23 protein-coding genes, 2 tRNA genes and 1 pseudogene are annotated in these 25,203 nt (G+C 57.8%); 4 read left to right on the top strand and 22 right to left on the bottom strand.

Annotated features, from left to right (window positions below; translation table 11 throughout):
* Positions 1 to 8: 8 nt before the first annotated feature.
* Positions 9 to 1,730 carry a GTPase HflX gene (gene hflX / locus EDC27_RS11260; RefSeq protein WP_245994492.1) on the top strand — a complete coding sequence of 574 codons (1,722 nt, stop codon included), beginning with the start codon at positions 9 to 11 and terminating at the stop codon, positions 1,728 to 1,730.
* Here hflX and EDC27_RS11255 read toward each other — a convergent pair.
* Positions 1,727 to 2,680 (bottom strand): bifunctional riboflavin kinase/FAD synthetase, encoded by a 954-nt coding sequence (locus EDC27_RS11255; RefSeq protein WP_123290955.1) that lies wholly within the window; start codon positions 2,678 to 2,680, stop codon positions 1,727 to 1,729. The genes hflX and EDC27_RS11255 overlap by 4 nt on opposite strands.
* Positions 2,681 to 2,786: 106 nt before the next feature.
* Between EDC27_RS11255 and EDC27_RS11250 the strand changes: the two genes are divergently transcribed.
* Positions 2,787 to 2,874, top strand: a tRNA-Leu gene (locus EDC27_RS11250).
* A gap of 98 nt (positions 2,875 to 2,972) precedes the next feature.
* Here EDC27_RS11250 and EDC27_RS11245 read toward each other — a convergent pair.
* The 3 genes and pseudogenes from EDC27_RS11245 to EDC27_RS16930 form a co-directional block, all read right to left on the bottom strand.
* Positions 2,973 to 3,392: a universal stress protein gene (locus EDC27_RS11245; protein ID WP_245994486.1), complete on the bottom strand. Its 420-nt coding sequence runs from the start codon at positions 3,390 to 3,392 to the stop codon at positions 2,973 to 2,975.
* 147 nt (positions 3,393 to 3,539) lie between these two features.
* Positions 3,540 to 5,294 (bottom strand): aldehyde ferredoxin oxidoreductase family protein, encoded by a 1,755-nt coding sequence (locus tag EDC27_RS11240; RefSeq protein ID WP_123290710.1) that lies wholly within the window; start codon positions 5,292 to 5,294, stop codon positions 3,540 to 3,542.
* A 57-nt stretch (positions 5,295 to 5,351) separates the two neighbouring features.
* Positions 5,352 to 5,501, bottom strand: a pseudogene (locus EDC27_RS16930) (4-aminobutyrate--2-oxoglutarate transaminase); the annotation flags it as partial.
* A 512-nt stretch (positions 5,502 to 6,013) separates the two neighbouring features.
* Between EDC27_RS16930 and EDC27_RS16055 the strand changes: the two are divergent.
* On the top strand, positions 6,014 to 6,175 hold the full coding sequence (locus EDC27_RS16055; RefSeq protein ID WP_170161771.1) for an ATP-binding cassette domain-containing protein: 162 nt from the start codon (positions 6,014 to 6,016) through the stop codon (positions 6,173 to 6,175).
* Positions 6,176 to 6,450: 275 nt separating this feature from the next.
* Positions 6,451 to 6,702, top strand: coding sequence for a DUF433 domain-containing protein (locus EDC27_RS11225; protein ID WP_123290708.1), 252 nt, complete (start codon positions 6,451 to 6,453; stop codon positions 6,700 to 6,702).
* Positions 6,703 to 7,107: 405 nt separating this feature from the next.
* Here the strand turns inward: EDC27_RS11225 and EDC27_RS11220 are convergent, their stop codons facing one another.
* The 18 genes from EDC27_RS11220 to proB all read right to left on the bottom strand — a co-directional run bounded on the left by EDC27_RS11220 (position 7,108) and on the right by proB (position 24,890).
* Entirely contained in the window at positions 7,108 to 7,581 is a 474-nt protein-coding gene (locus tag EDC27_RS11220) for a hypothetical protein (protein ID WP_123290707.1), read from the bottom strand.
* A 69-nt stretch (positions 7,582 to 7,650) separates the two neighbouring features.
* The gene (locus EDC27_RS11215; RefSeq protein ID WP_123290706.1) at positions 7,651 to 7,875 is read right to left on the bottom strand and encodes a transcriptional coactivator p15/PC4 family protein; all 225 of its coding nucleotides are present in this window, start codon (positions 7,873 to 7,875) and stop codon (positions 7,651 to 7,653) included.
* A 93-nt stretch (positions 7,876 to 7,968) separates the two neighbouring features.
* Positions 7,969 to 8,964 (bottom strand): RluA family pseudouridine synthase, encoded by a 996-nt coding sequence (locus EDC27_RS11210; RefSeq protein ID WP_123290705.1) that lies wholly within the window; start codon positions 8,962 to 8,964, stop codon positions 7,969 to 7,971.
* Between the two features lie 7 nt (positions 8,965 to 8,971).
* On the bottom strand, positions 8,972 to 9,997 hold the full coding sequence (locus EDC27_RS11205; RefSeq protein WP_245994484.1) for a PIN/TRAM domain-containing protein: 1,026 nt from the start codon (positions 9,995 to 9,997) through the stop codon (positions 8,972 to 8,974).
* A 135-nt stretch (positions 9,998 to 10,132) separates the two neighbouring features.
* Positions 10,133 to 10,612 carry a CarD family transcriptional regulator gene (locus EDC27_RS11200; RefSeq protein ID WP_123290703.1) on the bottom strand — a complete coding sequence of 160 codons (480 nt, stop codon included), beginning with the start codon at positions 10,610 to 10,612 and terminating at the stop codon, positions 10,133 to 10,135.
* 228 nt (positions 10,613 to 10,840) lie between these two features.
* Positions 10,841 to 12,835, bottom strand: a complete 1,995-nt coding sequence (locus EDC27_RS11195; protein WP_123290702.1) for a sodium-translocating pyrophosphatase — start codon at positions 12,833 to 12,835, stop codon at positions 10,841 to 10,843.
* 56 nt (positions 12,836 to 12,891) lie between these two features.
* Positions 12,892 to 13,557 carry an aminoacyl-tRNA hydrolase gene (gene pth / locus EDC27_RS11190; protein WP_245994482.1) on the bottom strand — a complete coding sequence of 222 codons (666 nt, stop codon included), beginning with the start codon at positions 13,555 to 13,557 and terminating at the stop codon, positions 12,892 to 12,894.
* On the bottom strand, positions 13,558 to 14,187 hold the full coding sequence (locus tag EDC27_RS11185) for a 50S ribosomal protein L25/general stress protein Ctc (protein WP_123290701.1): 630 nt from the start codon (positions 14,185 to 14,187) through the stop codon (positions 13,558 to 13,560).
* Between the two features lie 41 nt (positions 14,188 to 14,228).
* The gene (locus tag EDC27_RS11180; RefSeq protein ID WP_123290700.1) at positions 14,229 to 15,164 is read right to left on the bottom strand and encodes a ribose-phosphate diphosphokinase; all 936 of its coding nucleotides are present in this window, start codon (positions 15,162 to 15,164) and stop codon (positions 14,229 to 14,231) included.
* A gap of 107 nt (positions 15,165 to 15,271) precedes the next feature.
* Positions 15,272 to 15,346, bottom strand: a tRNA-Gln gene (locus EDC27_RS11175).
* A gap of 14 nt (positions 15,347 to 15,360) precedes the next feature.
* Positions 15,361 to 16,227: a 4-(cytidine 5'-diphospho)-2-C-methyl-D-erythritol kinase gene (gene ispE / locus EDC27_RS11170; protein ID WP_170161770.1), complete on the bottom strand. Its 867-nt coding sequence runs from the start codon at positions 16,225 to 16,227 to the stop codon at positions 15,361 to 15,363.
* A 648-nt stretch (positions 16,228 to 16,875) separates the two neighbouring features.
* Complete coding sequence (locus EDC27_RS11165; protein WP_123290698.1) at positions 16,876 to 17,328, bottom strand: DUF1844 domain-containing protein; 453 nt, start codon at positions 17,326 to 17,328, stop codon at positions 16,876 to 16,878.
* Between the two features lie 52 nt (positions 17,329 to 17,380).
* On the bottom strand, positions 17,381 to 18,964 hold the full coding sequence (gene serA / locus EDC27_RS11160; protein ID WP_123290697.1) for a phosphoglycerate dehydrogenase: 1,584 nt from the start codon (positions 18,962 to 18,964) through the stop codon (positions 17,381 to 17,383).
* An 849-nt stretch (positions 18,965 to 19,813) separates the two neighbouring features.
* The gene (locus tag EDC27_RS11150) at positions 19,814 to 21,223 is read right to left on the bottom strand and encodes a M48 family metallopeptidase (protein ID WP_123290695.1); all 1,410 of its coding nucleotides are present in this window, start codon (positions 21,221 to 21,223) and stop codon (positions 19,814 to 19,816) included.
* Positions 21,220 to 21,636 (bottom strand): ribosome silencing factor, encoded by a 417-nt coding sequence (rsfS, locus tag EDC27_RS11145; RefSeq protein ID WP_211334877.1) that lies wholly within the window; start codon positions 21,634 to 21,636, stop codon positions 21,220 to 21,222. Before rsfS ends, EDC27_RS11150 begins: the two co-directional genes overlap by 4 nt.
* Before the next feature lie 10 nt (positions 21,637 to 21,646).
* The gene (gene nadD / locus EDC27_RS11140; protein WP_123290694.1) at positions 21,647 to 22,357 is read right to left on the bottom strand and encodes a nicotinate-nucleotide adenylyltransferase; all 711 of its coding nucleotides are present in this window, start codon (positions 22,355 to 22,357) and stop codon (positions 21,647 to 21,649) included.
* A 23-nt stretch (positions 22,358 to 22,380) separates the two neighbouring features.
* Positions 22,381 to 23,637: a glutamate-5-semialdehyde dehydrogenase gene (locus EDC27_RS11135; protein WP_123290693.1), complete on the bottom strand. Its 1,257-nt coding sequence runs from the start codon at positions 23,635 to 23,637 to the stop codon at positions 22,381 to 22,383.
* A gap of 35 nt (positions 23,638 to 23,672) precedes the next feature.
* Positions 23,673 to 24,890: a glutamate 5-kinase gene (proB, locus tag EDC27_RS11130; protein WP_245994478.1), complete on the bottom strand. Its 1,218-nt coding sequence runs from the start codon at positions 24,888 to 24,890 to the stop codon at positions 23,673 to 23,675.
* Between the last annotated feature and the right edge of the window lie 313 nt (positions 24,891 to 25,203).

Raw genomic sequence — 25,203 nt, 5'->3', positions numbered from 1 at the left:
AGAAACAGGTGCGCAAGCGCCTGGAAAACCTCACCCGCCGCAGATCCCTGCCCCGCGACGTCGTCTCTCCAGATCTGGCTCGCGATCTGGCGCGCCTGTCTTTTGACAGCGGTCGTCAGATCGGCGTCATGATAGGCCGAGACGGCGCCGTGGAAATGGTGCTGGTGGGAGATTCCCGATCCCTTTACATTCCGGACCTTCCCAAGTCCCGCGCAGGACGATGGCGCCTTCGAGGACTTCGATTCGTTCATACGCACCTGCGGGAAGAACCCCTAACCCAAGACGACCTCATGGACCTGGTCTTTCTGCGCTTGGACTGTATCGCCGTCATTCGCGTGGACCTGCACGGAGGCGCCAAGGATTTGGAAGTGGCCCACATTCTGCCGGCTTCGCGCCAGACGCAGGTGGCATGGCGGATTCTGCCGCCCACGCCCTGCGCCGAACCAACGTTGCATTTTCTGGAATTTGTTCAGTCCCTGGAAGAGGAACTGGAACGGGAACGGCGGTCGGTGGCCGCGGAAAAGGCCAAGGATCGGGCGATTCTGGTGAGCGTCACCACCGAGGAAAGGGAGGTGGCGGAAGCCTCTTTGGCGGAACTGAAAGAATTGGCTTGCAGTGCCGGCATTAGTGTAGCCGACAGCATCGTTCAGCGGCAGCGGCAAGCCAACCCCAAATACCTTATCGGCAAAGGCAAACTCAGCGAAATCATCGTTCGGGCTCTCCAGTGCGGTGTGGATCTTTTGATCTTCGATCAGGATCTCAATCCATCCCAGATTCGCTCCATTACGGATACCACGGAACTGCGCGTCATCGACCGCACGCAACTCATTCTGGACATCTTTGCCCAGCGAGCCCACAGCCGAGAAGGCAAGCTGCAGGTGGAAATCGCCCAGCTCAAGTATCTTCTGCCTCGGCTGGGCGTCAAAGACGACGCCTTGTCACGCCTGAGAGGTGGCATCGGCGTGCGAGGGCCCGGGGAAACGAAGTTGGAAATCAACCGCCGGCGCATTAAAGACCGCATCGCGCATTTGGAAAAGCAGCTACAGCAGGTGCGCAAAAACCGGTCTCAGCGAAGGGCCAAGCGCCTGAGGCAAACCCTGCCCATTTTGTCCATCGTGGGCTACACCAACGCGGGAAAATCCACCCTGCTCAACACCCTCACCCACAGTCGTGTCTGGGCGGAAGATCAGCTGTTTGCCACGCTGGATCCCACGACGCGACGGCTGCGTTTTCCACGGGACATGGAAGTTATCGTGACGGATACCGTGGGGTTTATTCGCAACCTGCCTCAAAACCTTCTGGATGCCTTTGCCGCCACACTGGAAGAACTCAACGACGCCGATCTGCTTCTGCACGTGGTGGACCTGAGCAACCCGCACTACGAAGACCACATGGCTTCGGTGGCCGAAATTTTGGAAAAGCTGGGCCTGGATCGCAAGCCCACGGTGTTGGTGTTCAACAAGATGGACAAAGTGGATTCGGACACGCTGGCTCGCGCGCTGCAGCGTTATGAAGCCGTGGCGGTATCGGCCATCGACCGCACCACACTTTGGCCTTTGCTGGAAGTGCTTCAAAACAAGGTGGAAAACTTCTTTCTGCCTGAAGATGCCGAAGCTTCTGAGCACCTCACGGTTTCCGAATCGCCCTCGGAAACCGTGACCGTAATGGATGTGAAAGCCAACCGGCTCAGCACCCGCCTTCGCGTGTCCTGGGCCGGCAAAGACCTTTAGCCGGAGGCGGCAAGGGCCATGGGGTTCTTGGCGGCCAGAAGGCTTCGCACGGTTTCCACATCCCTTTGAATCTGCGCCACAAGCGCTTCCGGCCCGGGAAAGCGGCGTTCGTCACGAATGCGCTCCACAAAACGGACGGCAATTTCCTTGCCGTACAGGTCGCCGTCGAAATCCAGCACATGCACTTCCAGGGAAGGCGTCGGATCACCAAAGGTGGGATTCCAACCGAAATTGGCCGCGCCCATATAGGTTTCGCCGTCAATGTCCGCTTCCACGGCATAGACGCCGGGCTTGGGCAGCACGTGCTGATGGACGTCCACATTGGCCGTAGGGAACCCAAGCAGCCGACCCCGCTCGTGCCCTTTGACCACACGCCCGATGATTTCGTAAGGCCGCCCCAGAAGCCGCTCCGCTTCCCGAATTTCGCCGTCGCGGATGAACTGGCGAATGGCCGTGCTGCTCACCAGGGTGCCCTCCAGCTCAATCCCGGAAACCATCTCCACCTGGAAACCATATCGGCCGCCCAAGTCCCGCAGCAATCGAATGTCTCCCTCCCGGTTTCTGCCGAACCGGTAATCGTACCCGACGACAATCCCCTTGATTCCGATGCGGTCCACCAGAAGATCCTTGACGAAGTCGTGGGCGGAGATTTGCGCGAAGCCCTTGCTGAATGGAATCACGACGGTCACGTCGATCCCTTCGGCCTCGATGAGTTCCAGTTTCTTTCTATGGGACGTGATGAAATCCGGTCCTCGGGACGGCGCCAGCACTTGCAGAGGGTGCGGATCGAAGGTCATCACCACCGATTGTCCGCCCAGCTTTTTCGCCCAATCCACGACGCGTCGGAACAAAACCTGGTGGCCGCGATGGACCCCGTCGAAATTGCCGATGGTCATCACAGGATTGTTCAAAGGCTTTTGGATGTCTTGCACGCTTCGAATCACCTTCATCGCTTGTTTGGGAACCTCCGGTTTCACCACAAAATGCGCTTGACAGCTCAAGGCTTTTACCATAGTTTAACGTCGCTTCCAAGGCAATGCCTTTTTGTAATATAGAGCCGAAGTGGCGGAATTGGTAGACGCGCTAGATTCAGGATCTAGTGGGCAATAGGCCTGTCGGGGTTCGAGTCCCCGCTTCGGCACCAGCACAAAAGAAACGGCCGGGATCCTTCAGGACCTCGGCCTTTTTGCTTGTGACCTCCGCCCCAGGGCACCTTGGCCTTGCCACGGCGTCGGGATAGGACTACCTCACGCTCACCACGGGGCAGGATGCATTCAAAATGACGTAGCGCGCCGTGGATCCGAAGATAAGCTTGCCAACCTGGGATCGGCGCCGCACACCCACAATGATTTCAAGACATTTCTGCTCTTCGGCAAAACGCACCAGGTCTTCTCCGGCCGAAAGCCCTCGAATGAGCAAATGGGTCTGGCAGGGAATCTGGGCTTCTCGAAAAAGATTTTCCACATACTGCAGCCCGTCTCTCGCCTCATCGACCTGCTCGGCGGTGGTGCCATGTCCCCCTTCCAGGGACCAAACCACATGGACCTCTGCATGAAAGTGCCGCGCATGGAACAAGGCCACGTTCACGGCTTCCTTGGCCGTGCGCGTCCCGTCATAACCCACCACAATTTTAGAACCTTCACGACCTTGTACGCTCATCATGCATCCCTCACCCTGGTTGGTTCCTTGCATTTCGGCCTTTTAGGCGGGCATTTGCTGGCGGTGTCCTTACTCGCACCGAAAAAACACTGTTGCCCTTGACGACGATGGGCATAACGGACCCGTTGACCGTAAGGTGGGCACTCTCGATCAAAGTGCCGAAGGCACGCCTTCAGGGCTCCAACCTCGAAGGCGGTAATAATCTTGTACCATGCGGTTCAACTCCTCTTCCGTCAGGCGGCGCCCATCTTCCAAAGGTTCTTGAAGAAGCCTTTTCGGCAGGCGGTCGTCGGTCGCCGTGAGGCCTTCTCGAAGATTAAAGCGCCGTGTGCTGTCCACCACCCGTGAGGCGAGGCGTTGCAGGTCCGCTTTTTCCATTTCTTCTCCGGTGGTCAGGGCGATGATTTTGGAAAGTTCCTCCCACTGGTAGAAATCTCGATAAAACCGGCACAAAATGAGGCAGTCAAAGAGGGTGCAGCGGTCTTCAAAATCCAGGAACAATTGGGCCTTGCCTTCAATCTGCTGAGGATCGATCATGCCGGCCAATTCGGCCTTGTAAAAGGTGGCCCGCAAATGGCACGCTCCTCGGTCGCTCACCGCATAGGCCAGCCCCATGCCCTTGAGCGCTCGCGGGTCATAGCCGGCAGGTTCCATGCCTTTGACATGCACGGCCAGGTCTTCCAGGCCTAAAGCCGCGGCTGCCGGCCGAACGCCCTCGGCCAGAAGATCGCCCAAGCCCTGGCGCTTGGCGATGTTTTCCAAAAGCCGAGCGATGGCGTCCACGTCACCGTACTCGAGCCGCTCCTCAATCTTGCCACGCCGTGACGCCTCGATGGCAAAGGCCGCCATGTTCCCCGCCGTGATGGTGTCCATGCCGAGGCGGTCGCACAGGTCATTGAGGTGAGCGATTTCATCCAGAGCGTCGATGGCACACAACCCCCCGAAGGCGTAGATGGTTTCGTACTCGGGGCCTTCGATTTTGAGGCCTTTGTGCCGGCCTTCCTGAATTTCCACATACTTTCCGCACCCCATGAAGCAGGTGCGGCACGCCTTGGGCCGCGCGCCCCATCGGTCCACAAGGATTTCGGCGCTGATTTTTTTCCAGGACTCGAAGGTCCCCTTGGCCCAATACCGGGTGGGAAAGGCTCCCACGGTGTTCAACAGGGCCACCATCATGGGCGTCCCATGGGTGCGGTAAGCCTGGGTGGCTTTGTGGTCCTTGAGGTCCTGAACGGTTCGGCGAGCGTAGGTCTTGATGCCCTCCGGATCCGCCACTGGCCGCGATTTGGATCCATGGAACACCACGGCCTTAACTTTCTTGGACCCCAGCACAGCACCCATGCCGCATCGCCCCGCGGATCGCCAGTAATCGTTCTCCACGACGGCGTAGCGAACCAGGTTTTCTCCCGCAGGTCCGATGACGACCGCGGCGGCACCATCCACGCCGCAACGCTCCAACACGGCATCTTCTGTCGCGAAGGTGTCCTTGCCCCAGAGATCCGAAGCGTCGTGAAACTGCACCGTAGAGTCCGTAATTTCAAGCCACACGGGCGTCGATGATGCCCCTTGAAGCACGATGGCGTCATAGCCCGTGCGGCTCATGGGTATGGCGGCACGGCCTCCCGAATAGGATTCCCCGTAAAATCCCGTCAAAGGAGATTTGGCAAAAATACCGTGCCGGCACGATCCGTAAATGGCCGTGTCGCTTGCAGGGCCCAGCGCAAAAATGAGGTGATTTTCCGCCGACAAGGGATCCACGCCCGCAGGATTTTTTTCCAGGAGCAATTGCGTAGCCAGCCCTTTGCCTCCAAGAGTGTGGCGAAGACTCTCGCGGTCCAGCGGCACCACATTCGACCGGCGCGCCGCCACATCCACCACTAGATATCGGCCGAAAAAGCCCTGCATACGCCCTTCCCCTCCTCTTCTTGCCGTTTTGGGTCTTTCAGAACGCGCGACCTTCACCTACTGTGTCAGTTCCCTCAGGGATTCCTCCAGAATGGCCAAGCCTCGCTGCAACTGTTCGTCGGTGATGACCAAAGGCATCACAATTCAAATAACGTTACCGGAATTGCCGCAGGAAAGCAAAACCAGTTTCTTTTCGTAACACAAGCTCACCTATAATGACCCCGCACTGGACTGGACCAGCCATAAGCGTTGGATTTGGTCAGCGAAAGAGGGTGTATAATGCAAGAAAGCGTGGTTAAGCTAGTTCGAAGGCAAAGATGGACGGTCAGTCGTCAAAAGGAGATCGTGCTGGAGATTCTCAAAGGTCACAAAACCATCGTGGATGAGGCATGCGAGCACGATGTCAATTGGACAACTGCTAACGCTGGTCGAATTACCGCGAAAATCCACTCGCGAACACATCGGAACCCGACGATCTATGGCCCATTTGAATGAATGCACCGTCGAACGGCCGGATTTCCTGGCAATCGGTATAGATGCCTCGGGTAGGGGCAGGCCCCTGTACCGGCCCCGATGGCCTCCGTGCCGGCCCCAATCAGGGGCAGCCACAGGGGCCTGCCTATTCATAATCCGGACAGACAAGCCAAGAGCAGCGCGGTCACAATAACGCAAATTTTGGTCTTGATTCCTAGGGGTCATTACAGACCGACCTCTCCGCCTTGATAGACTTGACCGTCCTTATCGTGGAACAAAACGTTCATCAGATGCTTCGCATCGCGCACTATGGCTACGTTTTAGAAGGCGGCCGCATCGTGCAGCACGGAACGAGCCGCGACCTGGAAATGGACCCAAAAGTGCGTGAAGCCTATCTGGGGTTCTGAGGATTTTTTCAGACTCGCCTGCCTTGGTCATGGACCGGCGGATATGGTTTTTCACGGCAGAGACACAGTAGGCGCAGGGAAAAACAGTTTCATCGTGATGAGAATCCATGGGTTCTCGGTATCTCGGCTCGGCGCTTTTGAACCTTGCCCACACCTTCCGCGCTCTGTCATCCAAAAAGCAATGAGCTGATGCCCCCCTCTTGATGCAGCGCTTCCAGCACTCTGGAGACGAAAAACGTGTCCAGAAGTCAAGGTCTTGATCGAAGAAGACAGGAATGACCATCACCCATCGAATGGAAATGAATTCGGAAATCATGCTCGGCAAGCCTGTGATTCGAGAGACACGGATCCCCGTCGAGCGGATCTTTTGCAAACATGGTGAGGGGGCGAGCGAAGCAGATCTTTGCGATGCCTACCCTGGGTTTACACCCGAGGACATTCGGGCCGCTGCGGTCCTCGCCGCAGACGTGCTCGCGCACATGGAAACCATCCTTTTGGAGCCGTCGGACATCACGGCCGCAGGCTAACCCATGCGATTTTGCCATCGTCCGTGCGTTGCGGGCAGCACGATACGACGTGCTGGCCGTCCGGAATTCCATGCCCGGAGCACGGACAGCGCGGTCATCGAACGCGCGCTCAGCAAATCTGGCATTCCGTTGACCGAAGACAAGGACTTCGTCCAAACGGTGTGCACCAGCGCTGCCGAGTCTTCCGGTGTGATCTTCATTCGATATTCGGCTCTCACCCGCTAGGTTATGCCACAGACTGTGCTCACGTTCATCGAAACGAAAGCAGCGGGCATTCCTGCCGTTTCGTTGTCGTGCCACCCGGCCGGATTCGAATGGCGGACGGCCCACGAACCCATGAAAAAAGAGCCTTGGTCAAATGTCGCGGTTAAGAATAAACCCATAGGGGTATTTTGATAGGAGCCGTTAAAGCGGCTTGAGGACAAAGACCTGTTTGACGGCTCGAGCGACCCGCACTTCCTTGACGTCCATGAGGCTCTCCGGGTTGGATTCCAAATCGGACCAGGAAGCGAGCACGGTGGCGGTGCCGTCGTGCGCAACAAGCACGGGCACGGTCTGCTTGGGGGGTTTTTTCCCTTCATAGACGAGGTCCGCCTTGTCCTTCGGTTTCACGAAGCGGCGCTCCACGGCATAGGTTCCCACCGTTTCGTAGACCGGAGCTCGGCTGAATTCCTGGGGTTCCAGATCCCTCACCGCGCCATTGTCCACGATGAAGAAACGTGACGGGCTTTGTTCCTGGGGCGCCGGGGGTCGAGCCTTAGGCTTCATGGTGTAGGTCTCCTTGATTTTTCCTTCCGCCATCCATCGCGCGGCATGCCAACCGACGGCCTCGGAAGACAACACATCGCAGCCCAGCCGGCACGTGAGACATCGCAGCATCGGAACGAACCGCTCCTCTTTAGTGCACCAGACAAAATGGCTGCGACGTGGGCTGGAGTCCGCGGGCATTTAGGCCTCGAGGGCTTCCTCCAATTTCTTCACGGCGTCCTGAAGATCAGGAAGAAGTTCCGGGGAAAGGGTGACACCTTTTTTGGACGGACGATATTCACCGTCGTCGCCTTTGTAGTAGATGCGAATATCGATGTATTCCTTGCCTCGAAATACATTGAGCGCGACGCGAATTTCTTCCAAGGCGTTCTTTTGAAAGGCGTGAATGAGTCGATTTTCTGCCATGAACAGACTATCTCCTTGTTCTTGGGCTTTCTTCAGCCCTAAAAGATCCTTTTCTCACCACCTTGTCAACGACTTTTCCCTCATCCCTCACCACTAAGATGGCGACGCCACTGCTTCTTGCAACGCCGTCCAAAGCCCTCGAAAATCGGCCGGCACCGGCGCCTCAAACGCCATGGGGGTTCCATGGCGAGGATGGGCAAGGGCCATTCGCCACGCATGCAACATGGTGCGAGGAGCGTGTAAGGTCACGGCGGCCTGCACGGCTGGATTTGGGATTTGACGTGCGCGGCGCGGGCCACCTCCGTAGGTTCCATCCCCGACGACAGGATGGCCCATGTCTTGGCAGTGCACTCGAATCTGGTGGGTGCGCCCTGTCACAATGCGCACTTCCAGCAGCGAGATGGCGTCCTGCCAGCTTTGGCGCACCTGCCAGAACGTGACAGCTTCTTTGCCGAGCCGATCCACCACGGCCATCTTTTTTCGGTTAGTGGGATGCCGGCCGATAAGGGTACGGATTTCTCCCGAGCATTGGGGCAAGGTGCCGTACACAAACGCCAAATAGGTCTTGCGAACCGCATGGCCTTTGAACTGGTCGATGAGATTCAGATAGGCGGCATCACTTTTGGCTACCACCACCACGCCGGACGTCTCCTGGTCCAATCGATGCACAATGCCCGGGCGCAACGGCGCCCCTTGGCTCGCCAACCGCGAGCAGTGCGCAAGAAGCCCATGGACAAGGGTTCCTGTGGCGTGGCCCGCTCCTGGGTGAACCACCAGCCCCGCCGGCTTGTTGACAACGATCATGTCCTCGTCTTCAAAAAGCACCTCCAGGGGCATGGGCTCCGGAATGATCTCCGTGGAAACCGCCTCGTCCACGACCTGCACGCAGACCTCGTCGCCTTTTTGCAGCACATAAGCGCACTTGACCCTCTGCCCGTTAACCAGAACACGGCCCGACTCGATCCACTTTTTATACTGAGACCGGGACCGTTGCGGGTCCTGAGCGCTCAAAAAAACGTCCAGGCGCCGTCCTTTGTCCGGCGCCTGAACGTGAAAAATCGCCCTTATGTTGTTTCTTCCATGGGACATAAAGCCACTAATGGCGCCGTCCCGATTCTGACGGCTTCAACGTGGTAAAGATCATTCGACCGCCGGTGGTCTGCAAAATGCTCGTCACAGAGGCCTCCACTTCCTGGCCCAGAAGCTTGGCGGCATTTTCCACCACCACCATGGTGCCGTCTTCCAAATAGGCAATGCCCTGACCTTCCTCCTTCCCTTCCTTGAGAATCTGCAGGCGCAAAACCTCCCCGGGAAGCACCACAGGCCGCAGTGCGCTGGCCAAGCGGTTGATGTTGAGCACCTTGATGCCCTGCACTTCAGCCACTTTAGATAAATTGTAGTCATTGGTCACGATGGAAGCGTTCAAGCGCACGGCCAGCGCCGCCAGCTTGGCGTCCACTTCGTTGAGGTGAGGGAAATGGTGCCGTTCGATGCGAATCTCCGCCAATTCTTCTTCCTGAAGCCTCTTCAGCATATCCAAGCCCCTTCGACCGCGAAGCTTTCGGGACGGGTCAGGGCTGTCGGCAATGTGTTGCAGTTCTTGAAGCACAAATTCGGGAATGACCAAGGTTCCTTCTAAAAAGCCGGCTTGAAGAATGTCGATGATGCGCCCGTCGATGATGGCGCTCGTATCCAAAATCTTAAGCGATACCCCTCGCCCTACAGATCTTTGAAAAAGCTGCCAGCTGGGCCAACCCAACTCTTCGATCTTGATGCTGCCCACCACCATGCCCACATAGCCAAAGATGCACACCAGAACCACCGAACTGGCCACACGAATGGTGGCATTTTCAATGCCAATAAAAGCAAAACTCAATAATTTCACAATCAACAAACCTATCACCAAGCCCAGCGTGCCTCCCACCAAGACCTTAATGGGCAGGCGCCGAACCGTCTTGACCAACCAGATGGCAAAGAACGCAAAACAAAACCCTACACCCACACCCACCCACGGAGCCCATCGGTAGGCTGCCAGCCTCTCAATCTGGCCCGCAATGAGATAGCCTCCAACACTGCACACCCCAATCAGCACAATCTTGGTGATCAGACTGGCCCAAGCCACACATCTCACCCCCTTTCCTTACAAAATGTCGTGTCCTAATGACGGGATCGAATGACCCTCAAGAAAAAACCTGGAGAAACATTTCGCGCCCAGCGCCCTGAACGGTGCACTCAGCGGCCCAAACGGCCTAACAAGCTACCGCAAAATCTCGTCAATCTCACAGGCGATCTGGCTTTCCTGAGCCCCTATGGCCATGGCCACTTCGGTGACCAAAAGCGCGCGAGCAGTCTCCAGCATCTTGCGTTCTCCAAAGCTCAGTTCCTTGTCGCTTTGCAGCACGGTGAGGTCTCGCAGCACTTCCGCCAGTTCGTAAATGGAGCCTGTTTTAATTTTTTCCATGTATTCTCGGTATCGTCGGTTCCATGTGCTGGAATTAACCGAGATTTCGCGGCGACGCAAAATGTCGTAGACCCTGTTGACCTCTTCCCTTTGAATAAGCCGACGCAGCCCCACCATCTGCGCATTCTGGACCGGAATCATGATCTTCATATCGTTTTCCAGGATGCGCATGATGTAGAAGTCTTGGGAATGACCGCCGATGGATTTGGTCTCAATGGCTTCAATTTTGCCGACGCCATGCGCCGGGTATACGGCAAGATCCCCAACTTTAAACATCCTGACCTCCCTGTTCCTTCACAACGCTTCATACCGTGAAGGAACGGTATGACCAAAGGGTCCCACGCGGTGGGCCACGAAACCATAAGTTTTAAAATAATAACACCTTAAAGGGGTCATGGAAAGGGCAAATCGAGATGGGGGACAGCGGCTGGACCGAAATAGGAGGCGTGCCAGCGAGCCCCCGCCTGGGCGGGGGCCCTTTTCGGTCATACTAAGGCAACGCTTTTAGCGAATGAGCAGGGGAGCGATGACCAGAGAGATGACCGACACAAGCTTAATGAGAATGTTCATGGTGGGACCGGAGGTGTCCTTGAACGGGTCGCCTACGGTGTCGCCCACGACAGCGGCTTTGTGGTTGTCGGAACCCTTGCCGCCGAAATGGCCCGCCTCAATGTACTTTTTGGCGTTATCCCAAGCACCGCCGCCGTTGGCCATGAACAGGGCCAGCATGACGCCGGAGACGGTGCAGCCCAGGAGCGTGCCGCCCAAGGCTTCCGCACCGAGAAGGAACCCCACCACAACCGGAACGGTCACACCCACGAGGCCAGGAAGCATCATGCGCCGAATGGCGCCCTTGGTCGCGATGGCCACACAGCGAGCCGGATCGGGTTTGCCCTTGCCTTCCATCAGGCCCGGAATTTCACGGAACTGACGGCGAATTTCTTCCACCATATCAAAGGCCGCATCGCCTACGGCCGTCATGGTCAACGCGGCCACGAGAAAGGGCACGATGCCCCCGATGAGGGCGCCTATGGTCACGTATGGATTCGTGATGTCAATGGTGGAAAGCTTGGCCGCCTGCGAAAAGGCCTGGAACAAGGACACTGCGGTCAGGGCCGCTGCACCGATGGCAAAACCCTTGCCGATGGCTGCCGTGGTGTTGCCCAGAGCATCCAGGCTGTCCGTGATGGCGCGCGTTTCCGGGCCCAGTTCCGCCATTTCGGAAATGCCGCCTGCGTTGTCCGCAATGGGACCATACGCGTCCACGGTCATGGTGGCGCCCACGGTGGCCAGCATGCCCACCGCCGAAATACCGATGCCGTAAATACCGCCCATCACATAGGCTATGTAGGTGGCCGCACAGATGCCTATCACAGGCAGAGCCACACTTTCCATGCCCACGGCCAGACCGGCAATAATCACCGTGGCCGCACCGGTTTCAGATTGGCCGGCAATCTTGCGCACCGGCGCCATGGACGTGTAGTACTCCGCCAGAAGACCAATGATGATGCCCACCACAAGACCGCTCACCACGGCGTAAAAAACACCCATGGGCATTCCCAAAGACTTGGTGATGTAGTAGGTAATACCCACAAAAACAACGGCCGCCACAAACGTTGTGTAGCGCAGCGCACTCTGTGGATTCATGCCGCTCATGGCCTTGAGGCTGAAAACACCCAGAAACGAGGCGATCAAGCCTCCCATGACCACCAGAAGAGGCATGGCCATGTAAGCCAGCCGGTCCGCTCCCTGAAGCATGTCCTCAGGCATGGTCGCCGCAATGGCGATGGTGGCAATGATCGCGCCCACATAGGACTCAAAAATGTCCGCGCCCATGCCGGCAATGTCTCCCACGTTGTCCCCTACATTGTCGGCGATGACACCCGGGTTGCGCGGGTCGTCTTCCGGAATTCCGGCTTCCACCTTGCCCACCAGGTCGGCGCCCACGTCAGCTGCCTTGGTGTAGATGCCGCCGCCCATACGAGCGAACAGGGCGATGGAGCTGGCACCCATGGCAAAGCCGTTGATGTAGCTGGCCGTCGCCGGGTCTTGCGCAAACAGATAATAGGCAACGCCCACGCCCAACAGCCCAAGGCTTGCCACCGAAAGCCCCATGACCGCGCCACCAAAATACGACACCGTCAAAGCCTTGGACTGGCCCCATTGATTGGCCGCCCAGGACGTGCGCGAATTGGCCCGCGTGGCCGCCGTCATACCCGTAAAACCCGCAATAACCGAACAGGCCGCACCGCCCAAGAAGCAGTACGCAGTCTGAGGATTGAGGCCGAAATACAAAAGGCCCGCCACCACAGCGATAAAAATCACCAGCACCGAATACTCGGTCTTAAGAAACGCCATGGCCCCGGCATGAATCATCTCTTCCAGTTCTATCATCCTGTCCGTGCCGCTGGGCTGCTTCTTGATCCAGGTAAAAATCATGAAGGCAAGTAAGAAGCCAGCGACGCCAAGGATCGGTGCGTACATCGTGTAAGTGACCATCGCTTCCATCCTCCTTCAACTTGTGCAAATTTTAACTTGACAAGCCAAAAAAAAGTTCACCGCTGCGTTTCCGCCCGAACAAGCATCGTAGTGGCCGCACTCCTTCGATTGTAAAGATTCATGGCCGCGTCCACGCCCTGTTCCACCACGACTTGACCCGCCTGCGCGCCGAGGGTAATCATGCCTTCGAACCGGTCCCGCTCGTCCTCGTATGGGGCACTCAGCACAAACTCTTCCACCGGTTCTCCGTGCCGAGGCCGGCCGATGCCCATTTTCAGACGAGGAAAATCGCCGTCGCCCACCCGCTCCACGATGGACGCCACGCCTCGATGGCCGCCCGCACTCCCTTTTCGCACGATCTTCAAGCGCCCCAAAGGCAGGTCCAAATCATCATGAATGACCAGCATGTGAGTGTGCGGAATCTTGAAGTAATGAAGCATGGCCTCGACGGCTTCTCCGCTTCGATTCATGTACGTTGTCGGCTTGATGAAAAGGACTCTGCGCCCCTTCACCACGCCTTCGCCCCACTGCGCTGCAAACTTTCGCTCCTGAAGGCTCACCCCCCATGCCGCCGCCAAGGCATCCACCACGGCAAAACCCACATTGTGCCTGGTGCCTTCATAGCGCCGCCCGGGGTTGCCCAGCCCGACCACCACGTGAATCTGTGCCGAAGCGAAAGGCCTCTGGCTCTCTGCCTTCGGGCAGAAACTTCCTTCGACCACCTATGCCTCTGTCACCCCCTCTCCATCTTCAGTTGGCGATTCCGAAACCTCAGGCGCTTCTTCCGATTCTGGTGTTGCCACGGTCACCACAGTATAGCTGTCGTCGTCCAAGATCTCAAAGGGATAGTTACCACGAATATCAGAAATGTGCAGCGATTCCCCAATGCGCAAATGGCTCACGTCCAGCGTGATCTTTTCGGGAATTTCCGTGGGAAGGCATCGCACAGACAGACTGTAGCGCACCTGGTTGAGCACACCGCCCTCGGCAATGCCCACGGGAGTGCCCACAAGTTCCACCGGCACGTCTAACGTCATGGGCTCATCCAGCGCCACTTCGTGAAAGTCCACGTGAATGATACGCCGCTTGTAGGGATGGACCTGCACTTCGCGAACGAGCACCTTTTTGGTTGTGCGCTGCGCTCCGTCATCCACCACCAGAGGAATAAGCCGCGTTTCTTCTCCCATAGCCTTGAGACACTTGAGCAATTGGTTCAAGGGAACAGACAAGGGAAGAGGAGAGGTTTTGGGGCCGTAGCACACGGCCGGAATCCACTCCTGTTGGCGCAGCCGCCTGGCAGGGCCTTTTCCCGTTTGCGTTCGTACTTTCGCTGACAACTCCAACATCGCCATCGATCGCCTCCATAGGAAAAATACATCGAAGAATCGAACCGCTAGGCAAAGAGGCGGCTCACCGATTCACCTCGATGAATGTGATCCATAACTCGAGCCAAAAGGGGGGCTACACTGACCGTCGTGATTTTCGGGGATACCGCTGCTCGGCTTGGCAAGGGAATGGTATCCGTCACCATGAGCCGTCGAAGCTCCGAGGCTTCAATGCGCTCAACGGCTCCCGAAGACAGCACGCCATGGACACAGAAAGCCGACGCTTCCCGCGCCCCAAAGGCCATGACGGCCCGCACCGCCGCACACACTTTGGTCCCCGTGTCCACCATGTCATCGTAAATGAAGACAGATCGGCCACGCACATCCCCCACAACCACAGCTTCCTTTTGACCCGTTACCTGTTCCCGATGAATAATGGCTAAAGGCAGCCTCAATTTTTCCGCCAGCACGCGGGCTCGAGCCACGCCAGCGGCGTCGGGCGCCACCACCACACTGTCCTGGCTTACTTCCTTTTGGATCTCATCCATGCCAAAACAATGCCCCGGAATGTCGTCTACAGGCAGGCGGAAAAAGCCTTGGATCTGACCCGCGTGCAGGGAACAGGACACGACCCGGTCCACCCCGGCGGCACTCAGCAAATTGGCCACCACCTTGGCGGTGATGGGAACCCTCGGCTTGTCCTTTTGATCTCGACGCCCATACCCGTAATAGGGAATAACTGCATTGATGCGTTCCGCCGATGCCCTTTTGAGGGCGTCCACCATGAGCAAAAGTTCCATCAAATGATCGTGGACCGGCCGACACGTGGACTGCACAACGTAGGCGTCCACGCCCCGCACGTTTTCCCCGATCTCCACGCGAATCTCCCCGTCGGAGAACCGCGTCACCAAGGCCTTGCCCAAGGACATGCCCAAATGGCGGCACACACTTTCCGCCAGTTTCGGGTTGGACGACCCGGCAAAGACTTTCAGTCGATTGCCCATGCTCCCCCCGACCCGTCCCCCCAAAGCGCTAATCTTCAGTCCGCCGCCTCGGCTTCATGGCCGGGGCGCTTCTCGCATCTCATGCCGCCCGCTTGGCCAAGCTGGGTTGGCTGGGGTGGGAGGATTCGAACCTCCGAATGCGGGTTCCAAAGACCCGTGCCTTACCCCTTGGCGACACCCCAAAAAAACGATGCGTTCACCGTGCTCGGCAGGACTGCGGCCCGTTGAGGGTGGTGGTCACCGCCCACCAGTACCGGCTCCACGCTGCAGGAATCCGCGTCGCGACGGCCCGGGCCTGATCCACGGTTTCAAAGATGCCAAAAACCGTAGGTCCGCTCCCGGTCATGAGCGCCCCTACGGCCCCATTGTGCAACAACCACTCCTTGATGGCGACAACGTCCGAATAGGCTTTCGCCACCACATCTTCCAGGTCATTTTCCAGACATGACGCCGGGTTGAGGGGGCAAGCTAACAACGTCTGGATCTTAATGCGACTCCCTCCCCTTGTCAACTTCAAACTCCCGTAAGCCCAAGCAGTGGACACGGCGTACGGAGGTTTCATCAGCAGGAGGGGATACTGGGGCAGACCAACAATGGGCTGCAATTGATCCCCAATGCCCGTGGCCAAAGCCGGTCGGCCCAGGAGAAAAAAGGGCACATCGCCCCCTAGCCCCCGAGCCAGTTCATGAAGGGTGGAAGAGGGCAGCGGTTCGGGAGCCACGGTATTGAGAAATCTCAGCAGGGCCGCCGCATCGGCGCTTCCTCCCCCCAGGCCGGCCCCAACGGCAATGCCTTTCACCAGATAAAGGCGCAGTCCGATGCGCCAGCCCGATCGCTCAAAAAAAGCTTCGGCCGCCCGATACAGCAAATTTCGCGCATCCGTGGGCACCTCGGGATGATCGCACCGAAGCTCAAGACCCTCCGAACAGGTCTCAATGTCCAGCCGGTCCTGAATGCCCACGGGGAGCATGAGGGTGGATAGGTCATGGTAACCGTCGGGGCGCTTTCGAAGCACTTCCAGCCACAGATTGATCTTTGCGCAAGCGGTCACCGAGACCTTCATGGATTGCATCCTTGCCAGCACGTGCAACAATGCCTTTGAGCCCGAGTGGCCCGTAAGCGCAGGCGTCCGGCCTGCTTTTTTGGATGCAGGCCAGAGGCCTATGCTCTCAGGGAAAATTTCCTTGGGGCATTCTCTTGAACGTTTGCTTTCCCCCTTGTCCGATCATGGCCAATTGGCGCCATTGCGCGTCTTCCGTCTTTCCCGAGGGGGGTTGGGTTGTCCGTGCGCAGCCGTGGAGGGGGTAGACAGTCCCGTGGATATAGGCTTCCGCTGGCACGGGAATGCCATCTCTAGACCTGAAAATCCCTGAACAAGACGTTCTCGAGGTTCCACGTCCGCGGGAGTTACGGGAAAAAGGTTCGTGGCGGTATCTGATGCCCCATTAGGCTCTCGCATGCTTGGGAGTGACGGTTTGAAGGGTTTTCGTAGGGCCTCGTCCCCGCTTGCTCGAGAAGGCCCTTGTGGGCTTTCGCTCTAAAAGCACCCCGCGGCACCATACTATTTCGACGCTTTGGGCCGCTTTGACAGAAACCTCGGCCATTGACACCCCGGTCGTCGAAACCGCGCCCTCACCGCTTCACATGCGCAGGGGCCTTGCCGCCACTCCCGAGGCCCCTGTGGACGAACGTTTCCGTACCCCCACTGAAACTACGAATGACTTTGTTTGACAAAGCGCAGCCGCAGATCATAAAGCACCGTCTGCAGCAGCTGCTCTTCGTCCTTGTCCAGGTTTCCCTTGGTCTTTTCTTGGAGCATCGCCAGCGTATCGATAATCTGCTTGGCCAGGGGAAGGTCTTTTTCTACCTTTTGGGTCGAAGGGTCGGGTACTTCCCCCAAATGCACCAGCGCGGAAGAACTCAACGAAAAGACAAAAGTGGAAAAGGTCACCTGAGGGTACGTGGCACCGGATCGAGCCTTTCGAGCGGCCTGGTCGGCGTCGGCCTTGGCCTTCTCCTGCACGGATGGCTCCCCCGTGGGCTCTTTCGGCTCCTGCCGCTCGGCTGCCGCGGCGGCTTCCACGTTCCCTCGCCCTTCTACTTCGTCCAACACGATCTTTCGCCGATCTCGAACGACAAAGCCCTTCTTTTCCTGCTCCTCCATAGGCCCTCCGTCACACGGCTCACGATCATGGTCGCTCATGAAGTTTCTCACGTTACAGCTCGAGAATCTGCACGATATTGACATTTTCCAAGGACAGCAGTTCCTTGACCACATCGGGCGTCACCGGCGTGTCTGTGCGCAACAGAATGATGTTTTGACCACGTTCCAACACCTGCCCCACGTCCATCATGGAAATGTTGATGTTGTGCCGTCCCAGGCAAGTACCAATGGCACCGATGGTGCCCGGCGTGTCGATGTTGTAAATGAGCACCAAATGCCCTTCCATGGCGGCTTCCAGCCGAAAGTCATTGATGCGCACCAGCCGCACGTCCTTCTTGCCGAAAATGGTTCCCGCCACCAGGTTTTCGTCCTGGGACGTCTTCATGTAGATGCTGATGAGGTTGGTGAAGTCTTCGGCTTCCGTGCGCAGACTCTCCGTGACTCGAATGCCCCGTTCCTTCGCAAGCACCGGAGCGTTAACGAAATTGACCTGCTCCCCCAACATGGGCGTCAAAATACCCTTGAGGACCGAGATGGTGAGTGGCTTGGTATCATTGACTTGGCACACATCACCTACGTATTCGATGGAAACCTGCTCGGGGGCTCCCTGGGTGATCTGCTGCACCAGACTGCCCAGTTTTTCGGACAATTCCAAATACGGCCTCATGGTGGCCAAGATTTCTCCGTCGATGGCCGGGGCGTTCACCGCATTGCGAATGGTGCCGTTCAGCAGGTAATCGATGACCTGGTCGGCCACGGCCAAGGCCACGTTTTCTTGGGCTTCATCCGTGGACGCGCCCAGGTGCGGTGTGGCAATCACCTTGTCCAGTTCCAGCAAGGGATTGTTCTTGGGGGGTTCTTCCACAAACACGTCCAAGGCCGCTCCGGCCACAATCCCTTCCCGAATGGCGTCGTAGAGGTCCTGTTCGTTGACGATGCCACCCCGAGCGCAGTTGATGAGGAACACGCCGGGCTTCATCTTCTTGAAGGCTTCCTTATCGATGAGGTTGCGGGTTTCCTGGGTCATGGGCGTGTGCACGGTGATGTAGTCGGCACGGCTCAAGAGTTCGTCAAAGCTGACGGCTTCCACCCCCAGTTTGCGAATGGTCTCTTCGTTGATGTAGGGATCATAGGCGATGACGTTCATCTTCAATCCCTTGGCCCGATCCGCCACGACGCGGCCAATGCGCCCGATGCCCACGACACCCAAGGTCTTGTTGAAGACTTCTTTGCCGCGAAACTTCTTCTTTTCCCACTTGCCTTCCTTCATGGACTTGTTGGCTTGAGGAATGTTGCGGGTCAAGGCCATGAGCATGGCGATGGTGTGTTCGGCCGTGGTGATCACGTTCCCTTCAGGGGTGTTCATGACCACGATGCCGCGCTTGGTGGCTGCAGGAATGTCCACATTGTCCAGCCCGATTCCGGCACGTCCGATGACCTTCAAATTGTCCGCCGCTTCGATGACCTCACGCGTCACCTTGGTGGCGCTTCGAATGACCAGCGCATCGTATTCTTTGATGATACTGCAGAGCTCTTCGTGCGTGAGGCTCGTGTTGACTTCCACTTCAAATCCGGGAACGGCCTTAAGCTTTTCAATCCCCGACTCGGACAAATTGTCGCTGACAAGAATTTTCATGGGTCCCTCCTGCACCCCCAGACCCGCACCCCGGGCCGATGTGTGATGCTTTCGCAACCTTTTCGCTCATGTATAAATTGATTGTGTAGCACTGCTTTTCCAAAATCGTCAAGAGGTTGCTCATGCACCACGCCACCCGGTCGACCGGAGAACGGAGGCCCTTCCTCATTTGCGCTGAAGCCCAACGGCGTAGATCGGAGAGCTTTCGGAGGGACGCGCGGACCATGGAAGTGGGCAATGGGGACCGTGGAGAACCGAGCTCGAGGGCAAGGGCAGGGCTCAACGAATCGAAGGGACGGCCTCTGGCCCGCGGCAACGGCCAGGACCGCAAGGACGAGGTCCTTACTCAAAGACGCCTCTCACAGGGGTAACTCCATTTCTCGATAGGAACTTCAGGGCATGGACTCCCGCTTCCGCGGAAGGAGTGACGATAAGGCGTTGCCCACAACGTCCATTCCTTTGGTCGATTGGACGCAGCGAGGTGTGGATTCCCGCTTGCGCGAGAGTGACAACGATAACGTTTGGCGACAGGTCTCCGTAAAGATCCTAAAGTATGCCCTCAAAGCTCATTGGTGAGCGCGGTGGAATGTGTGGAGGAGCAGCACAGGCCGCGACCATCACGCATTCAGGCAAATGAACTCCCAAAAGCTCAAAGCCATCGCGCCGTGCGGCGCTCCTACGAAATCAAACCATGACGCCCCTTACCGACACGCTGCCCCTGCAAGGTAGGCATGAAGGGCACACGACGACCTTACGGAGGGACGCGTGCCGGCGCGTCCGTGGGCGCTCATGCCTGTCAATGTGAACGAAAGATTGGGACTCACCGTGCTCTGGTGCATGCGTGGACAATCAGGAACCGCGAGAAGTTTTTCGACTTTCTTTGAGCCATCGCTCCAATTCTCGAAGGCGATCGTCCGATGCCGGCAGGTAAATTTTGGCCTTTTGCATATGAAACGCCACAAGCTTGGCATCCCCGCGCCTCATGGCATGCCGGGCCAGATAATAATGGGCCGGCCCCAGATCCTGCATGCGCCCATAGACGACCCCCAGCTGATAATCCAGCTCAGGGTTCAGCGGCGCCAAGGCCTCGGCTCTCTTAAGGTGCCGCAGGGCTTCCTGCCATTTTTCCTGATCTTGATACACAAGTCCCAAGCGCAAGTGCGCCATGGGGGATTCATCGTCCAGGGCAAGGGCCGAACGCAGCGCTTTTTCCGCCTCTTCCAAGCGCCCAAGTCGATGATAGGTCTCGCCCAAACCCGTCAACACCAGATGGCTCATGGGCTTCAGAACGGCGGCCTGGCGCAGAAGATTCAGCGCCTCGTCCAGGCGGCCCTTGGATAAGTGAATGCGACCCAGCCCGTAAAGAGCCGCCGCTTTGCGCGCCGGGTCCTGAAGCCATCCTTGAAAACGCCTCTGTGCCTCCCCAAATTCGGCGTGCCGACTCAGCAAGATGGCGAGCACAAAGGGATAATCTCCCAGGGCATCGCGAACCTTTGCGCTCGACGGCCGAGCCCCTTTGCGCTCCACCAACAGCTCCAAATACCCCACCCGTTCTCCCATGGCAGGGTGGGTCATGAGATAGGACGGCACCCGGGAATCGCTCTGCCAATTCATGCGCCGCATCTTTTGCATGACCGTCACCATGGCCCGAGGCTCATAGCCCGCCGACACGAGATATTCAAACCCCAGGCGATCCGCCTCCTCTTCGTCTTCTCGACTGTACTTTAGCTGTAGCGTTTGCGCGCCGGCCATGGTGCCCATGGCCAGAGCCCGGGCCGCATCGCTTTCCAGACCCAAAAACGCTCCCGCCAAAGTTCCCACAATGCCGGCGATGCTTAAAATCCGGCCTCTTTCCAGCTGCTTGTGAATGTGGCGGGACTGTACGTGCGCCAGTTCGTGTGCCAGAATGCTTGCCAATTCCGCTTCGGAGTCCATAAGTTCCAAAAGTCCTCGAAAGACAAAGACGTACCCTCCGGGAATGGCAAAGGCGTTGGGCGTGGCGTCGTCGATGACAAAAAAGGCGTAATCGTAGTGCACGGGCCCTAACGCGCGCACCACGCGCCGGCCCACGGCTTGCACGTATCCGACCACCTCCGGGTCTTCAATGAGGCGGAAATGGTCGCGAACCATCTGCAGTATCTTGCGGCCCAGTTCCTTTTCCTCGTCCAGCTCCAGAGCCCACGTTCGTGACGGCCCCGCCGCAAACAGCAGACTCAAAACCAACACCCCGTACAAGACTCGGCGCCAAGATCGTGTCATTCTCGTTCACCTTTGGGGACCACCAGATGCTCATCCAAAGGCACCACGGCGCCCTCAGACCACAGACTTTCCAGGTCGTAAAGTTCTCGAATGGGCTGATAGAAAATGTGCACGATGACATCCCCGTAATCCAAAAGCACCCAATGCCCTTCTCGTTCCCCCTCCACACCTAGAGGGCGTACGCCCAGTTGCCGCAGCCGTGCTTGCACCGCCTCGGCGATGCCCTGCACCTGACGGCTGGATCGACCGCTGCAGATCAAAAAATAATCGGCAACCGTGGTGATCTTTGACACATCCAAAAGGACCATATCCAAAGCCTTGCGGGTGTCGGCCTCCTTGGCGCACGAAAGCGCTTTGGACAAAGGATCCATGCGGGTTCGCGTGTTCTCGGACTGTCTAGCTGTGTTGGCCATTCTTCCTCCATCACGGACATTTTGCTCGTGTTGACCGATACAAGCTCTTTTCACTAATATAATCCATCACCGCGTCGGGGACCAGAAACCGAATGGATTTTCCCTCGGCCACCAGAGTTCGAATGCGCGACGAAGCAATATCGAGCCGAGTGGTTTTTAGGCACACCACAGGAAACCGCGTGATGGACCGGTAAACGGTCCGCGCCGCACGGCTGCCTTCCTGCCCATCAGTCGCCTCGTGGCCATAATCCGTGGACACATGCTTATGTAGAAAAGCCAGAACGTCTTCGGTAGCGAGGTTAGGCCTATCAAGCACGACCACCGTGGCTAACCGAAAAATTTCACCATACCGCCACCAAGTGGGCATTTCAAAAAAAGCGTCGGTACCCACCAAAAGGAAGAGCTGGGTTTCGGGCGGCAGCTCCAGGTAAAGGGTTCGAAGGGTGCGCACGGTGTAAGATGTGCCGCGCAGGCGTTTTTCCACATCCGAGAGGCCAAAGCGCGGGTGGCCGGCCGTAGCCAGCTCCAGCATGCGCCATCGGTGTTCAAAGGCCACAAGATGCGGGTCGGGTTTGTGGGGAGGCACCCAGGCCGGTAGGAATAGGCACAGGTCCAAGGCTAGAGCTTCCACGGCCTCTTCGGCCATGCGCAAATGGCCCAAATGCACCGGATTGAACGTGCCGCCCAAAATACCCAGGCGCCTTAAAACATCCCGGCTCATGCCCTCCCCGTGCCCCTTCAGCCCTAATCGCGCAGCTGCCCCGAGCCAAAGGCGATGAACTTGGTGGTCGTCAATTCCTCCACGCCCATGGGGCCAAAGGCATGAAGCCGCGACGTGGAAATGCCGATTTCCGCGCCCAGCCCCAACTGGTATCCGTCGTTGAAGCGGGTGGACGCGTTGACCAGCACCAGACTGGACTGCACTTCCTGAAGAAAGCGCATGGCGCGATCAAAATCTTCTGTGAGAATCGCTTCCGTGTGGTTGGATCCGTAGCGCGCGATATGGTCGATGGCTTCTTCCATGGACCCCACCACCTTGACGGCCAAAATCAGGTCCAGATATTCCATGCCCCAATCCTCGTCCGTTGCCGGTCGACATTCAGGCACCAGCCGGCAGGTTTCGGGGCATCCTCTCAGTTCCACACCATGGCGACGAAACACTTCGGCCATCCGTGGCAAAAAGACCGGGGCCGCCGCCCGATGCACCAAAAGAGTTTCCATGGCGTTGCACACGCCGGGCCGCTGCACCTTGGCGTTGAGACACACCTTTTCGGCCATGTCCATATCCACCCTTTCATCCACATAGATGTGGCAGACCCCTTTGTAATGCTTCAGGACCGGCATGCGCGCGTTTTCCGCCACGAAACGAATAAGTTCCTCACCCCCTCGAGGAATCATCACATCGATGAACTCTTCCAGCCGCAGTAACTCCAGCACCGCCTCCCGATCGGTGGTCTCCACCACCTGCACGGCCGCCTCCGGCAACCCCACTTCACGAAGGGTCTCTTGAAGAATCTTCGCTAAGCATCGATTGGAATGAAAGGCTTCGGATCCGCCTCGAAGAATCACGGCATTGCCGGCCTTAATGCACAATCCGGCCGCATCCACCGTCACGTTGGGACGCGATTCGTAAATGATGCCCACCACGCCCAGGGGAATGCGCATGCGGCCCACGCGCAAGCCGTTAGGCCGCGTCCACAGGCCGGTGACCTGGCCCACCGGATCCGGAAGCTGGGCTACCTGACGTAATCCGTCCGTCATTTCCTTGAGCACCTTGTCGGTGAGGCGCAATCGATCCACCTTGGCCTTGGGCAGCCCTTTTTCTTCGGCAGCGGCAATATCCAGCGCGTTGGCCTGCGCGAGGCGATCCCGTTCCGCACCAAGCCTTTCTGCGGTTTTTTCTAAGAACCTTTGCTTTAACGTCGTGCCCGCCTTGGCCATCTGGTGCGCCGCTTCACGGGCTCGCTTTCCCATCGCCGTCATCTCTTCCCGGTATCCCATGGCTCTTCCTTTTTTCTCGAAGTACCGTCGAACACTTACGGTTCATTGAGCACGAAATTGTTTCGGTGAATGACCTCATCGGAATGCTTGTAGCCAAGCAAAGCCTCGATCTCCTCGGTATGATGCCCTTTAATGCGATCAATTTCATCCGAACGGTAATTGGTCAAGCCCACGCCCACCAGCGTGCCCTCTTCATCCACGCAGCGCACCGCAGCTCCCACACCAAAGGCGCCTCGCACTTCTCGAATCCCGATGGGCAGCAGGGATTTTCCCGCCTTTTGCAGCGCCTTCACCGCTCCCTGGTCCAGTACCAATTCCCCTGCCGGTTTGGGCAGGTTGGCCAGCCAAATCTTTTTGCCGTGATACAAGCGGCGCTTAGGCAGAAAAAGGGTTCCCAAAGGTTCGCCGTCAAAGAGGCGCACCAGGACGTCCTTCTCCCGACCCGGCCCGATGACCATGGGAATGCCCGACGCAAGGCATTTCTTGGCGGCCTGCAACTTGCTCAACATGCCTCCCGTGCCCACCGAGCCGGGTTCCGGCGTGGCACAGGCCGTCAGCTTGGGATTGAACCCATGCACCACGCGAATGAGCCGCGCGTCAGGCCGGGCTCGAGGGTCACACTCATAGAGGCCTTCTGTGTCCGTGAGGATCACCACCAGGTCGGCGGCCACCAAGCCGGCAATGAGTGCCGAGAGTTGGTCGTTGTCCCCGAACTTGATTTCTTCCACCACCACCGTGTCGTTTTCGTTGACTATGGGCACGATGTTCCAGTCCAGAAGGGTTTCCAGAGTGTTGCGGGCATTCAGGTACCGGTGCCGATGAGCCAGGTCTTCGTTGGTGAGGAGGATCTGGGCTGTCAGCAGTTCAAACTTGTCAAAGGCTTCTTCCCAGGCGTTCATGAGAAAGGTCTGGCCGATGGCCGCCGTGGCCTGTTTCTGAGGAATGGTGCGGGGTTTTTCCTTGAGGCCCACCTTGCGCATGCCGGACGCCACCGCTCCAGAAGACACGATGATCACTTCGTGACCTCGGTGCTTCAATTCCACAATCTGATCGGTCAGGCGATGAATGATGACGCGGTCGAGGCCTCGAGGCATGGTGAGGACGGCACTGCCGACCTTGACCACCACGCGACGACATCGTCGAAACCACGATGCGCGATCCGGAATGTCCTCCTGTGCCTGCTCGAAAACATCCCCTTGAGACGCCTCGTGTTCGTGGGCATCCTCCAAAACCATGATGGACTGTTCCTCCATGACGTCATTTCCTTCAAACATGTCCCGAACCCGCCACGCCACAGGCCATGCCTCTGGGGACCTAACCCGCCGAGGCCGCGCGGCTCTTGCGCCGTTTTCAAAGGAGTTTCGCTTCCACTCAACTTTGCCCAACAAGCCCGTCGTTGGAGTCACCGTGCGCCGGCAGCGCACGCCAGCCTGCGGGAACAGCGCACGCCGAGACCAAAAGTGGCCACATGGAAAGCGCCTTAGAGCCTTGAGCGTGTTGGTCACTGGAGGCGCTGTTCGGTTTGTCGGATCGACGCTGGCCACGGCCAAGGTGATCCACAAGCCA

Origin of the sequence: Desulfosoma caldarium (genome assembly GCF_003751385.1) — a bacterium.
In the GTDB taxonomy this organism is placed as follows: domain Bacteria; phylum Desulfobacterota; class Syntrophobacteria; order Syntrophobacterales; family DSM-9756; genus Desulfosoma; species Desulfosoma caldarium.
Note: the sequence above shows the minus strand (reverse complement) of the source record. Positions and strands in the feature narration are given on the sequence as shown.